The organism is Seonamhaeicola sp. ABD4_175 (genome assembly GCF_056160885.1).
In genome coordinates this window covers 19,513-34,257 of the sequence record NZ_JBSWYC010000001.1, presented here as the reverse complement: position 1 = coordinate 34,257, position 14,745 = coordinate 19,513, and the positions used below count along the sequence as shown (strand labels likewise).

General features: G+C 33.0%; 11 protein-coding genes. 8 read left to right on the top strand and 3 right to left on the bottom strand.

Annotation, left to right across the window (positions count from 1 at the left end; all coding sequences use genetic code 11):
- Nucleotides 1-16: 16 nt before the first annotated feature.
- The 8 genes from ACXAG4_RS00175 (at nt 17) to ACXAG4_RS00140 (ending at nt 9,139) form a co-directional block, all read left to right on the top strand.
- Nucleotides 17-1,501, top strand: coding sequence for a RagB/SusD family nutrient uptake outer membrane protein (locus tag ACXAG4_RS00175; RefSeq protein WP_475294065.1), 1,485 nt, complete (start codon nt 17-19; stop codon nt 1,499-1,501).
- A gap of 20 nt (nt 1,502-1,521) precedes the next feature.
- The gene (locus ACXAG4_RS00170) at nt 1,522-2,469 is read left to right on the top strand and encodes a PKD domain-containing protein (protein WP_475294064.1); all 948 of its coding nucleotides are present in this window, start codon (nt 1,522-1,524) and stop codon (nt 2,467-2,469) included.
- A gap of 37 nt (nt 2,470-2,506) precedes the next feature.
- Nucleotides 2,507-3,997, top strand: coding sequence for a hypothetical protein (locus ACXAG4_RS00165; RefSeq protein WP_475294063.1), 1,491 nt, complete (start codon nt 2,507-2,509; stop codon nt 3,995-3,997).
- Between the two features lie 15 nt (nt 3,998-4,012).
- Nucleotides 4,013-4,933: a polysaccharide lyase family 7 protein gene (locus ACXAG4_RS00160; protein WP_475294062.1), complete on the top strand. Its 921-nt coding sequence runs from the start codon at nt 4,013-4,015 to the stop codon at nt 4,931-4,933.
- A 45-nt stretch (nt 4,934-4,978) separates the two neighbouring features.
- A complete protein-coding gene (locus tag ACXAG4_RS00155) occupies nt 4,979-5,887 on the top strand; it encodes a polysaccharide lyase family 7 protein (RefSeq protein ID WP_475294061.1) in 909 nt (302 codons plus the stop codon).
- Between the two features lie 199 nt (nt 5,888-6,086).
- Complete coding sequence (locus tag ACXAG4_RS00150; RefSeq protein ID WP_475294060.1) at nt 6,087-6,788, top strand: FadR/GntR family transcriptional regulator; 702 nt, start codon at nt 6,087-6,089, stop codon at nt 6,786-6,788.
- A gap of 251 nt (nt 6,789-7,039) precedes the next feature.
- On the top strand, nt 7,040-8,341 hold the full coding sequence (locus ACXAG4_RS00145; protein ID WP_475294059.1) for an MFS transporter: 1,302 nt from the start codon (nt 7,040-7,042) through the stop codon (nt 8,339-8,341).
- A 33-nt stretch (nt 8,342-8,374) separates the two neighbouring features.
- Nucleotides 8,375-9,139, top strand: a complete 765-nt coding sequence (locus ACXAG4_RS00140; protein WP_475294058.1) for an SDR family NAD(P)-dependent oxidoreductase — start codon at nt 8,375-8,377, stop codon at nt 9,137-9,139.
- A gap of 303 nt (nt 9,140-9,442) precedes the next feature.
- Here ACXAG4_RS00140 and ACXAG4_RS00135 read toward each other — a convergent pair whose 3' ends face one another.
- Genes ACXAG4_RS00135 through ACXAG4_RS00125 form a run of 3 tightly spaced genes read right to left on the bottom strand, consistent with a single transcriptional unit; the run spans nt 9,443 to nt 14,740 of the window.
- A complete protein-coding gene (locus tag ACXAG4_RS00135) occupies nt 9,443-10,789 on the bottom strand; it encodes a DUF3526 domain-containing protein (RefSeq protein ID WP_475294057.1) in 1,347 nt (448 codons plus the stop codon).
- Nucleotide 10,790: 1 nt separating this feature from the next.
- Nucleotides 10,791-12,236 (bottom strand): ABC transporter permease, encoded by a 1,446-nt coding sequence (locus ACXAG4_RS00130; protein WP_475294056.1) that lies wholly within the window; start codon nt 12,234-12,236, stop codon nt 10,791-10,793.
- A 5-nt stretch (nt 12,237-12,241) separates the two neighbouring features.
- A complete protein-coding gene (locus ACXAG4_RS00125; RefSeq protein ID WP_475294055.1) occupies nt 12,242-14,740 on the bottom strand; it encodes a TonB-dependent siderophore receptor in 2,499 nt (832 codons plus the stop codon).
- Nucleotides 14,741-14,745 lie beyond the last annotated feature (5 nt).

Below are 14,745 nucleotides of genomic sequence, written 5' to 3'. Positions count from 1 at the left end.
AAGAAAACTATTCGTTATGAAATATATAAAATTTTTAATAGTAGCTATAGCAGGGGTTATGTACACCTCTTGTGATAGTGATGAGTTTTTAAATCCACTGCCAGATGGCGCTGTTGTTGCAGATAGTTTTTTCCAATCAGATGAAGATGTGTTGGCAGGTATAATTGGTGTTTATGATGCTGTGCAAGGCGTTAATGAAAACACACAATCTAGTTCAATTAGGTATAACAGAGGTGTGCAATTAGAATACCTGTTAACTGAGCACCGTTCAGATAATACTAGAAGTAAAACACTTGAAGGTTCAAGAGCAGATTTTCACAGGTATATAGTTGAACCAGAAAATATTCAATCTGAAGATTACTGGCAATCTATGTATGAAATTATTTTTAGAGCCAATAATGTTTTACAATACGTTAATAATGCCGATGCTGCAAATATTGAAAAATATTCAGCTGAAGCTAAATTTTTAAGAGCCTATGCTTACTTTAATTTAGTAAGGTTATATGGTGCTGTGCCGTTAGTAACAACAGTAGTTGGTGCTGAAGATAAGGAGGCACTTTATACCAGAATTGATGAAGCTACTGTATACCAGCAAATAGTATCAGATTTACAAGAAGGTGTTGCAAGTTTAGATAACAAATATAAAGCAAGAGCCTCTAAAGCAGCAGCACAAGCATTATTAGCCAAAGTTTATTTAACACAACCAACACGTAATTATGCGGGTGCAAAGCAACTGTGTGAAGATATTATTAATAGTGGTGAGTTTAGTTTACAAGACAACTTTAGTGATGTGTTTTATAATGAGTTGAATAGCGAAATCATTTTTGCAATTCAATACCAATCAGGTAACCCAGATGAAAGTCAAGGTTTTTCAGCAGAGTTTACCTCATATAGTCGTCAAGGAAGGCAAGATGGTCTTAATATTGTAAATACAAACCTTGTTGAGGATTTTATGTCTCACGGAGGAAACAGAGGCGCTTCTTCTTATGCAGCCTTTGGTAGTGAAGCTGATCTTCCAGATGGAGAATTACCTGAAAATGCCGAAGTTATTAAGTTTTTACCAGACGGTTCTGATATTTCAGATAGAAACGTACCTACTTATGGTGAGTCTCCTGCTAATGCAGGTAACGATTGGATTATTTTACGTTATTCAGATGTGTTACTAATGCATGCAGAAGCTATTATGGAAGATAATGATACAAATAATAGCAGTGCTATAGATTCTTACATGGAAGTAAAAACAAGAGCAGGTTTTGATCCTGTAGCTGATCGTCCTTCAGTTTTAACAAAAGATGCTTTATTAGTTGAAAGACGAGTAGAGTTAGCTTTTGAAAACCACCGTTTCTTTGATTTATTAAGATTAGGTGTTGCTCATGAAATATTAGGTGCTCATGCTGATGAAATGGGGTATACTAGTTATAATATTAGAAGGTTACTACTGCCAATTCCGGCAAGAGAAATTAATTTAAGTGATGGTGTTTTAACGCAAAACCCTCAGTAAACTTAAAATTTTAAAAAATTATGAAAAATCAATTAAATATTTTTAAAAGTACCATTTCAATGGTGTTTAGCTTATTGCTAATAGCATTGTCGGTTAGTTGTGAAGAAGCTTTCGAGTTTGATTTACCAGAGGCAGGTTCTCAGCCAGATAATGTATTGCCAACAGCAAATTTTACATACATACCAAATGCTGAAAACTTTAAAACCATTGAATTTAATAATTTGTCTACAGAATCTACTAAATTTCTTTGGGACTTTGGTGGAGGAAACACATCTACTGAGAAAGACCCTATACATACATTTCAAGCAGGTGAAGGTGTTTATCAGGTTACATTAACAGCATCTGATGCTAACAATGCAGAAAATACAGTAACTTTAGATGTAGCTGTAGTAGATAAGTTTATTCCAATTCCTGTAACTATTTTAAATGGTGATTTTGATGATAGCCAAAACGATTGGAAATTTTCATCATTCACAGGCGGTACAACAAGTCCTTTTAACTCAAGCTCCGATGGGTCTTTTACAAACTACGACGGTTCAGATAATGGCGCAAAAACTAAAGGAGCAAAATGGACTAAATCAACTTCAGCAGGAGCCTATTTAAGTTCAAATACAAGATATGCATATCAGGCTATTGTAGTATCACCTTCTGATGATGATAGAGAGGTTAAATATATTTTAGAATATGAGTACGCTATAAAAACACCAGCAGAACAAGCAGGTGTAGCACCAGATGGAAACAGAATTATATCTGAAGTTTTAAATGCTCACTTTGAGGATGGTGCAGATGCTGTAGCTAGTTCACCAGTTTCTCAATTTATAGCCGATAAAGCTCTAGGAAAAACATCGCATACAAAAGTACTACAAGAGTTTAAAACCAATGCTAGCGGAGAAATGGCAATAATGTTTTATGCAGTTACCGATGTAGATGTTTATATAGATAATGTTAAAGTATATCCAGCTGAATAATTAGGCTAGTGTTAAACAACAAAAAACAAAGAAAATTATGAATTTATTAAAAAAAGGAATGTACGTTTTGTTATTAACTGGCCTTGTGTTTTCTTGTAATGAAGATGATGAAATTACAGCGCCAGCTGAAAGTACCAAAGGCACCGGGCTTACTGAAATTACATTTTCAAGTTTCGATGCTGCCCCAGGACCAGATGCTAATGGTTTAGAAGACGGAACTTTTGTAACAGTTAAACCCATTGCCATTGGAATGTCTTCGTTTGATATCGATTTTGGAGACGGTAGCCCTGTAGTAACTATTGGTGGTTTAGAAACAGCATCACATGATTATTCTAATACAATAGCAGAAGCAGTTTATACCATAACAGTTACTGCAAAATCAGATGAAGGACTACCTAGCGTTACAAAATCTTTAGATTTAACTGTAGAACATCAAATCACAGATGTAGCTTCAGCACCAGCGGCGCCAACTGTTGGCCTAGAAGAAGTTATAGCCATATACAGTGACGGTATTGAATATAACGGAGCTACCATATCTTACAGGTACGAACCTTCAGGATTAGACCTAAAAAACGGAAATGCTCAACAAAGTGAAGCTACCATAGCAGGAAATAAAGTGTTACAATACTCAAGGTTTAGTGAAACAGTAGGTGCATCTATAGCTTTAGATGAAGTGGTAGTTGCAGATGCTTTTGAAACAGGTGTTGCAGCTACACATTTACATTTAGATGTTCACTCAACATTTGCTGTAGGTATTGATAAGTTGAAAATAACTTTGGTAAACGGAGCAACAGAATACACATACAATCAAGACTTAACAGATGGTGAGTGGGTAAGCTTAGATTTAGATTTAGCAACAGATTTCTCTTCGCCAGTTGATCAATTTACTGAAATTAAGTTAGAATTAGCCGAAGGAGGTACAGCCAATGATGCAGCAACGCTTAATGTAGATAATGTATATTTATACAAGCCTGTTACTTCAGTAATTTTAAATGGCGATTTTAATGATAAAACAGACCATTGGAGATTTACAACATTTACTGATGGTACTACAACACCTTTTGGATCAAGTTCTGATGGGTCTTGGACAAATTATGACGGATCAGATAATGGTTCTAAAACAGCAGGAGCTAAATGGACGGCAAGTCAGTCTGGAGGCTATTTACAAAGTTCAGGTTCAAGGTACGCCTACCAAGCACTTCAGCTCATGCCTAACACAAATTATATTTTAGAATATCAATATGCAATAAAAGATGATAGTGGAGATGAACCTATTGGTGGTAGAAGAATTGTAGGTTTAGTTTTAGATGGTCATTATATAGATGGTGCTGATGCTGTGAATGATGTAGATTCTAACTTAGCAAATCATGTAGGAACAATAGCTGAAGGTAAATTTTCAGATTCTAGACGCGAAACAGTAATGCTTCCTTTCACATCAAATGATAGTGGTGAAGTAGCAGTAATGTTCTATGCAGTTACACCGCAAGACGCCTATATAGATAATGTAAAAGTGTATTTACAACCTTAAAAACATCAATTATAAATGAATATCCGAAAAAACATACTATTTACAATTTTAATAGTTTTTATATCTGTAAACGCTACCTGTCAAAATCAGGAAGGTAGCGTTTCAGGTTCGGATGTTAAAATTGAAAAAAAGAAAAAGAAAGCTAAGAAAAAGAGAAAGAAGGTAAGATTACCAAATATAGATTTAAGTCATTGGAAGGTTACATTACCTGTAGCTAATCAAGAAGGTAAACCATTAGAAATAAGTCCGCCAGAAATATTAAATTTTGCAAGTATAGATGTTGCTAAGCCTTACATGTATATAGATTCAACAAAAGGAGCTATTGTGTTTCATGCAATGCCAACAGCATCTAAAACTAGAAATACAAAATTTACAAGATCTGAGTTAAGAGAACAAATGAAACCAGGAGACAATAATGTAAACTGGACATTTGCCGATGGTGCTTACATGCGTGGAAAAATAGCAATGGAAACATCAACAAGAGCATCTAATGGAAAATATCACCGCACTATTATCATGCAAATTCACGGGCGTTTAACAAATGAACAACGTGATTTAATAGGAGCAGATGATAACAATGCACCACCAATATTAAAAATTTATTGGGATAATGGAAAAATTAGAGTTAAAACCAAAGTTCTTAAAAATTTAAACGCAACCAATACTGAAATTTTACATGAAGATGCATGGGGTAATGATGAAGGCTTCAACTTTAAAGAAGAAGTAGGCTTTAGAAAATTCACATTAGAAGTAAAAGTATCTGAAGGCAAAATGGTAATAGTTTTAAATGGTAATGAGTTTAAGGTTTATGAAAACATTCATATGAAAAAATGGGGTGTTTTTGAAAACTATTTTAAAGCAGGAAATTATTTTCAAACAAGAGATAATGGAGCTTTTTCAAAAGTTAGGTTTTATGAATTAGAAGTAAAGCATTAATAACAAGTTATGAAGTATTTAAATAAAATATATAATGTAAAAACTATGGCAATTTTAGTTTTGTTTTTGGCTTTAGCTTGTTCTAAAAATGATTCTGAAACAGAAAACTTAAATGAAGAGAATCCAATAGATATTATTGACCAAGAAGAAGAAACTAACCAAGATCCTGAACCAGAACAAGAAGAAGCAAATTATATACTACCAAATATAGATTTAAGTAACTGGAAAGTAACACTACCAATAGGTAAACCAACAGAGGTGCATCCACCTGAAATATTAAATTATGCTTCAAACGAAACATTAAAACCATTTTTTTATAATGATTCTATAAATGGCGCATTAGTATTCCATACATATCCAGGTGCATCAACAGCTAATTCATCGTATTCACGTACAGAATTAAGAGAATTAATGAATCCTGAAGATAGGGGTAAAACCAACTGGACATTTAAAGATGGCGGTTACATGAAAGGCAAATTACAAATGGAAGCCATTTCAAAAGATAGTGAAAATAAATACCACAGAACCATTATTATGCAAATTCATGGTAGATTAACAGATGCTCAAAGAGATTTAATTGGTGAAGATGATAACAATGCTCCACCAATGTTAAAAATTTATTGGAACAAAGGCTACGTTAGAGTAAAAACTAAAGTGTTGAAAAATTTAAATGCCACAGATACAGAAATGTTACATACAAGTGCTTGGGGAGATGATGACGGTTTCACTTTTAAAAAATATGTAGGTTTTGATCCTTTTGAATTAGAAGTAAATGTAGAAGAAGGAAAAATGGAAGTTACTTTAAATAACAATGAAAAAATTATTTATAATGATGTACACATCCAAAAATGGGGCATTTTTGAAAATTACTTTAAAGCAGGTAATTATTTAGTAACAAAAGATGAAGGTGCTTATGCAACTTTAAAATATTATCAGCTGCAAGTATCACATTAAAAAACAGTGCAAGTGTTAAAAATAGTAGTAAAACTTATTAATAAAAAAAGATTAAAGGTTATCAACAATTTATAAATTTGCAAATTGGTTAGCCAGTTTAGGTTATTAGGTTTTATTTAAGTAATAACAAGTCTGTAATAAGAGAACTTTTGGTGTAAACCAGCTAGTTATTATTCTAGGCATAAATTTTTGAAAGCATATGAAGTTAGAAGCAATTACAATAAACGAAAATCATCAAGCGCAAAACGCTATTATTGAAAAAATTCGAGATTTAATAAATTACAAAAATCTTGAACCAGGTGATAAACTTCCATCTGAAAGAATGTTGGCCGAAAAGTTTGAAGTAACACGCAGTAACGTAAGAGACGCTATTCAAAAATTAGAATTTTATGGCTTGTTAAAATCTATACCACAAAGCGGCACTTTTGTAGCTAATATAGGTGTTATTGCCTTAAATGGTATGATTGAAGATATTTTAAGGTTAGATAAACCAGACTTTAAATCGTTAGTAGAAACCAGAATTCTTTTAGAGCTTAAAACAGCAAGTTTAGCAGCAACAAGAAGAACCGAAGATGATTTAAAACACATGAAAGCTACACTTGATGCCTACACAGAAAAAGTAATGAATAATGAAGATGCTGTACAAGAAGACCTGTTATTTCACTTAGCAATAGCCAAAGCAAGCGGTAATAGTACCATGAATACATTAATGTTAACTATAACACCTGAAATTATTACAAATTTTGAAAAATATCATGTATGTAATGATAATCAGGCGTTTTTAGGAATACAAGAGCATAATGATATTTATGAAGCCATAAAAAATCAAGAACCAGCTTTAGCTAAAGAAAAAATGAAAATTCATTTTAAAGCGCTGTATCAATATTGTTACAATAAATAAAAAACAAAAATTGAAGTTAAGGAGTGCACGCCCAAACTTCAATTCATAAACATAAATTTAAAGGAGGGAAGTTATTACCACAAGGTATTTCTTCAAAAAAAAGTAAATAGAATGGGTTTTACAAGTTTTAAGTAAAACCATTATTAAAAATACAGATTAAACACATAGTTTTTAATGCTGGAGTAACCAGTACAAGCACTTCTTTGTCTGTATTTTAAAGAGTAAAGTAAAACAATATAAAAATTAAGTGTATGAAATTAAAAGGTTTACGCTGGTGGATTGTAGGTTTAATAGCCTTAGCTACTATAATAAATTACATTGATAGGCAGTCTTTAAGTGTACTGTGGCCAGAAATTGCAGCCGATTTATATCCTGATAAAACACCCGATGAGCATAAGTCTATTTACGCATACATATCAATTATTTTTGTGTTTTCTTATGCCTTTGGTCAAGCCATTTTTGGTAAAATATTTGATTGGGTTGGCACACGCATTGGCTTTGCACTGTCAATAGGTATTTGGTCTGTAGCAACAGCACTTCACGCTTTAGCAAAAGGCTTATTAAGTTTTGGTGTTTTTAGAGCAATTCTTGGTATTGCCGAAGCTGGTAACTGGCCAGGAGCCACCAAAGGAAATGCAGAATGGTTTCCTACTAAAGAAAGAGCTTTAGCTCAAGGAATATTTAATTCTGGTGCTGCCATTGGCGGTATTATTTCAATACCATTAATTGCTTATTTAACCGTACATTTTAGCTGGCAAGCCATATTTATTTTGGTAGGTTTAGCTGGTTTATTATGGTTAATTCCTTGGATGATTTTGGTAAAAGCACCACCAAAAGCACATCCTTGGATTACGCCCGAAGAAAGAGAATATATTTTAACCGGTCAAAAAAATCAAGATGTTGATAATGATGGTTCTTTTGATGATGGTTATAACCCTTCAGTTAAAGAGTTGCTTTCAAGAAAAGAAAGTTGGGGTGTTATTGTAGCTTCAGCAGTTATAGATCCTATTTGGTGGCTGTTCGTTTTCTGGATTCCTATTTACCTTTTTGAAGTGTATGGTATGGATGTAAAAACCATAGGTATTTACGGTTGGGTGCCCTATGTAGGAGCCATGTTAGGTGCATGGTTTGGAGGGCTTCTTGCTCAAAATAGAATTAAAGCTGGTTGGACTGTTAATAAAACCCGAAAATTAGTAATAACCATAGGTTGTGTAATAATGCTACCAGCATTGTTAGCAATGGCAAACCCAGGAGCTCCAACAATAGCTGTAATTATAATGGCAGTAATATTATTTGGTTTTCAAACAGCCATAGGTAATGTGCAAACACTACCTAGCGATTATTACGGAGGAAAAACTGTTGGGACCTTATCTGGTTTTTCAGGTATGGCAGCAAAACTTACAGCATCGGGTTTAACATTTTTAGTACCCATTTTAACTATGGGTGGTAATTATACGCCTGTATTTATTATAGGTGCTGCATTGGCCATAATTGCTTTAGCTAGTATCTGGTTTTTATGCGGAAAAATAGAACCTCTAAAAGCAAAACGTTAGTTTAAATAATAAAAACAAGTAAATAAAAAGAATATGAGTAATTTAAATGAAAAAGTAGCAATTGTAACTGGAGCCACTGGCGGTATTGGCTTTCAAGTAGCAAAAAGACTTGGTAAAGACGGTTATACAGTAATTTTAAATGGTATTGATGATGAAGCTGGCGCTGAAAGAGTTAAAGAACTAGAAGCCGAAGGTATAAAAGCAGAGTATCATGGTTTTGATGTTACCAATGAAGATGCTGTAACAGCAAATATTAAAGCTATTGGTGATAAATTTGGGAAAATTGATGTTTTAATTAACAACGCAGGTGGCTTAGGAGGCAGATCTAGATTTGAAGATATGACAACTGAATTTTACAGATTTGTAATGGCTTTAAATTTAGATTCTACATTTTTTGCATCAAGAGCAGCCATACCTTATTTAAAGAAAAGTGATAATGCTTCAATTATAAATTACACATCAAATGCAGGTTGGAATGCAGGTGGACCAGGTGCCGGTATTTACGGAACATCAAAAGCTGCTGTACACACCATTACTAGAGCCTTAGCTAAAGATTTGGCAGAGTACGGTATTCGTGTTAATGCGGTATCACCAGGTACTATTGATACTGATTTTCACAAGCAAATTAAATCTACTAAACCTGAAGTTTTTGCCTCTTGGAAAAATAATATTATGTTAGGTAGATTAGGGCAACCAGAAGAGGTAGCGGGTGTAGTTTCGTTTTTAGTGAGTAAAGATGCATCATTTATGACAGCTGAAACTGTACAAATAGGTGGTGGCCAAGGTTTAGGAATTTAGTTGTTATACCAAGGTTAACTTTCACATCTTTTTAAAATACAAAAACCTTCAATACAATGCGTGTTGAAGGTTTTTTATGTCTTATATGTATAATTTTTTAAACAGCTCCTATAACAACTATCGTTTCGTCTTTATTAATTGGTGCTGTAACAAGCATAAATAAAATTACACCGCTTGATTCTGCAAAAACAGTTTCTAAAACATTACCAAAAAATTCTGTAATTACACCAATTAGAATGCCTTTATTAACATAATCTCCAAATTGTTTTGAAGGATAAAAATACCTTGATGTTTGATTTTTTGTTATTTAAAAGTTTTAAGGTTTTTAAATATTGCAAAACCAATTAATAGGCAAGTTATTAAAACTAAAGGTAGTATGTTTTTAAAAACTGTAAAATGAGTTTTAGGCTTAAAAAATTCAGGTTTGTATTTATTTAAATCTACGGTGCTTGGGTGGCGATTTTCAAAAATACTAGGATAAATATCTAAACGTATGTTTTCGTGAAACTTAGTAGTGGCATCTAAAAAATCAATGTGATTTGTTAAACTGGTTTTTGCCAATTCATTCATAGATAACTGTAATTGAATTGGCGGAAAAAAGCGTGCTATATTTTTACTTACCGCCTCACGTTGCTTAATTTTGGCATACATGGCATCGCGCTCGGTTTGTGAGTCATCATCACCTAATTGTTGCATGGCGTAATACCATAACCATGTAAATCCTTCGGTTGGGTAGCCATACTTTTCTAAATGCGGGTAGCGCTTATAAAACCTTTTTAATGTTTCTTCTTTATCTGTATCCCATTTTTGGTGGTAGGCATCACGTTGTTTAATAACCATAGAAAAAGCTTCATTAACAGGGTATTTACTGCTTATGTAGTTGCTTACAAGTGCAGGAATAAATACTACTAATAAAAGCCAACTAGCTAATAAAACAATGGCGTTTGTGCTAGAAGATTTTCTAAGTAGAATAACAAAAAAGCACAATGCAAACCAAAATAATATGTACAAATAACTCATAGAAATGAGGGTGAAAAAATTTGTAGACCACGGAATATTCATAACTATTTTTGCCACAAGAAATAAAATGGTTAAAGCAAATACAATAAAAATAAGCCTTATAAATAGTTTTGCTATTAAGAAATTAAAAGCAGATTTGGCTTGTATGGTTATCATTTTCCAAGTTCCACTTTCTTCTTCTTGAGATAGAATATTAAAACTTAACGCAATAATTATTAAAGGAAATAAGAAAATAATTAAAAAACTCATGTCTAAATTTCCTACTTGCTGGCGCATGGGATTTATTAAATCTGTATTATGTTTTTGGCCTTCTAAGGAAACAATACCAACACTTTGAATGTGTGAGTTTAAATCCCTTTGTCCAATAGAAATTCCAGACAATGCATCAACAGGATTTATAAATGCAAATTTTAAGTAATAGGTTAAATATGCAATATCATCTTTATAATATTTTTTTTGCGTTTCTAAATGTTTTTGTTGGTGGGCAATGGTTTTTTGTACAGCTTCGGTTTGGTAGGTTAAAAATTGTTTACCCGTATTTATACTTAAAGCACCCAAAAACATAAGAATACCAAAAGCCAACCATACGGTTTTAGATCTAAAAAACTGTTTTATTAATAAAGTATACAAGTTAAATAATTTTAAAACGATTAGAAAAATTGATAATTATAAGTACTGTAAGTACTAACCATGTTATTAGCGCAACAAAACCTATAAAGTGATTTTTTAAGGTTTTTATAGTTGAAATATATTCGTAACTAAATTTTGGGAACGATTGCCAATAGTCTTGCTTTAACACATGTACTTTACCTTCACTTCCTTTAGCTTTATTGCTAATAAATTTCATTTGCAGTTCATTTAAATATTGAGATTGCTTATAACGATAATTTTCGGTTTGAGTTAAAAAATTAGTGTAAGTATGAAAATCTGTGGCCGTAAGCCCCATAGATAAATTTTTAATAGCTAAATACGGATTAAACAATACCAAACCATTAGTTATGCTATTTTGTTTTTTATAAGTTTCTATTAAATGCTTATGCTCATTGGCATAAATTTTAGCCGATGTTTCTTCGCCTTTACGCATTAGAAAACCACTGTAATTAAAGGGTAAATCGGTTACATTTTTAACATTATGTGCCTTTAAAACAGAGTCTCGTAATTTTTTAAAGTGAACATCATCTGGGTTGTGGCTATCGCCTTGTTTACTCACTTCTTCTTCAATAGCCGCCGCAAATTCAATTTTAGATTTATTGGGGTAAATTGAGTTTCCTATTACTTGTGCCGTTTTAGGTATGATTATAAAAAATAGCAGCCAACCACCAAGTAAGCTTAGAAGCGCTTTGTTGGAATTAACGCTTTTTGCTGAAATTAAAACTGTAATACAGCAAAGTATAATTAAAAATATAAGATAGCTTATAGATATGAATAATGATCTTAAAAACACTTGCGCATTAAAGGTGTGTACTTCAATAAATAATATACTCCAAAGGGCAATTAAAGCAGGAATAAAAAATAAAGTTGTTATAAAAAACAACCCTAAAGTTTTACCAAAAATAATTTGTTTCATTGATAAACCTTGAAGATACATTATTTTTAAGGTACCATTTTCTTTTTCTGATGTAATGGCAGCGTAGCCTATAAAAAATATAATTAAAGGCAAAATGAGTTGCAGTAAAAGCGCAATATTTAAATCGCCAAACCTAACTAAACCAGTTGATAAACTAGCTTCAGAGAAATTAGCCGTATTTTGTTTATGTGCTTCTAAAAAAATGGCATTTCCAGTGTAGTTTTCAATACCAGAATCAAAAATACTTAAGGGGTGTTGTTGCCTAAATACAAAAGACCCAAAGTGAGCCATTCTATGCGGATGTTTATCTGGGTTGCTTTCCCAACTTTCTCTTTGTTCATCTTGATGGCTATCGGTAGTATGATCGTGGGCTTCAAATGTTTGCCAACTATTAATAGTAACATATATTAAAGCTAAAATAAAAAGGGTTAACAGTACAAAAAGACCTTTGTTGTAAAAGGCCTTTTTGAAAAATTGTTTTCCTATTAAAACAACAACATTTTGTTTCATTTAAACTAAAATTTATAGGTTGCATTAAGTAACACATTTCTTGGTGCTCCTGGGCCTAATCTTGATGGGTTAAGGCCTCCTAACCAATACGTGTCGTCAAACACATTGTTTATTTTAAGAGTTAATTGCATGCCTGTATTACTTGGTTTGTAATATACTGCGGCATCAAAAATGGTGTAATCTGGTAGTAATACTCTGTTGGCATCATAAGATGGGTTGTACCATGTGTAACGCTCATCTACATATTGTGCGCCAAAACCAATACCAATACCTCTTAAGGTAGTGTTGTTAAAATCATAACGTCCCCAAAAATTGGCATTGTGTTTAGGTGCTCCACCAATGCGTTGGCCTTCATATTCTTCAATAGCATCTTCAACAATTTTTGCATCATTATACCCATACGACAGTATAACTTGTAGGTTAGATGCTATGTATCCAGAAACATCCATTTCAAAACCTCTACTACGTTGTTCTCCTCTTGTGGTATATGTTGTGAAATCGTAAATATCATCACCTGGGATTAAAATATTTTTTTGTGAAATATCAAAATAAGCTAGGTTTGCAAATATTTTACCATTTAAAAATTCGGCTTTAGCACCAAATTCTTTTAAGCTACTTTCTAACGGGTCAAACCTACCTGGTGATGCACCCCAGAAAAAACTTTCTGCAGATGGTGATAAGGAAACTGTGTTGGTATGTGGTTGAAAACCTTCAAGGTAAGTGGCATAAGCACTTATGTTATTTGTAATTTCATAAGTTAAACCTAGCCTTGGTACAAAAGCACTGGTTTTAAATTCTTGTTCATTGCCTTTGTAGTCAAAAATATCAGAAAACCATTCGTATCTTAAATTTACAAGAGTAGAAATTTTACCAAATTTAAATTGATTTTGAAGGTAAATACCATCAGAGCTTGTTAAGTTAGCAGGTATAGTTAATTCTGCAAGATTATAAGCGTTTGTGTTTCTTGATGCATTAAACGGATTTTCTAAATTAAAATGAGGTACAGCAGGAACGGGCATGGTTACGCCATCTTCTACCATTTGCTGATAATTATCTGGATTACTTGGGTTGTAATTTGCTTGTCCGCCATTTACAGTTAAATAACGGCGAGCTCTTAAAAAGCCAGCGCCTGTTTTGCGTTCCCAACGTGTGGCATCGTAACCAACTAATATTTTGTTTGTAAAGTTTGCTTTTTCAATAGTATAATTAAAATAAGTGCTAAAATTATCAGTTTCCCAAAACTGTTGTCTTTGGTCGTAGCGCATTCTAGCAAGTGTGGTTATAACATTGCCATCTATATCTACAGCGGTTCCATCAACTCTATGTTCGGCTAAGTCTTCGTCCCATGTTTGTTTCATGTATTGTGCATTAAACCCAAGGTTTTTGGTAAACTTTTTATTAAAGCTAGCCATAAGCATAAGTTCTTTGGTTTTATAATGGTCGTTAGATGCGCCAACATTCATGGTAATTGGTGTACTGTTAATATCGTATTCGCCATTAATAGCTCCAAAAATAGGTTGTCCGCGGTCTAAATTACCTTCGGCATTATTGTAAATCATTTCAACATTAAGTGATGTGTTTTCGTCTGGAATATAACTAAACGAAGGCATGAATAAGATAGCGTTATTGTTAACAACATCTCTAAACGAATCTGCATCTTGGTAAGCGGCATTAAAACGATATAAAAGTGTTTTAGATTCATTTAATGGTCCTGTAAAATCTGCGGTGGCGCGTAACGTACCAAAACTACCAGTTGTTAATGATACTTCTCTGCGTTTTTCGTCAAGTGGTTTTTTAGTTACAAGGTTTACAGTACCTCCAGGGTCTGCGCTAGAAAAAGTTACCGATGAAGGCCCTTTTATAACCTCTACTCGCTCAAGATGCGAGGTAATGGGCTGTAAAAAGTAATATTGGCGTGAGCGCATACCGTTTACAACTTGCCCATCATCGGCTTGTGTAATACCTCTAATATTAAAATGGTTGTACAACCCTGTAGGCGCAACGTTACTTACGGTTTTAACCGCTTCTGTTATTTGAAACGCTTGTCTATCGGCCAAAAGTTCTTTGGTAACGGTAGTAAGTGCTTGTGGTAACTCTTTGTTTTTTATGGCCATTTTTGTGGCGGAAAACGAATAATCACTATTATAATCTTTACGTTTTCTACCTATAATTTCTACAGATTGTAAAGACTCTGTAGATTCGTTTAAGGTAATGGTTTCTAGGTTAATGTTATTGCTGTTAACATCAATAACCTTAGTGAATGTTTTGTACCCAATGTAGGATACTTTAAGTGTGTGTGTACCTTTATTTTTAACTTCAAGGCTAAAATTACCATCAAAATCTGAAGTTGTTCCTTTTTTAATGTTATTTCCGTAAGTAATAATATTAGCACCAGGTATTGGTGCATTAGCTGCATCTACAATTTTTCCTTTTAGTATGTTTTGTGAAAAACTAAGTTGTATGCTAAAAATGAATAATATGAATTGTATGTTTTTGAAATTCATCTTTT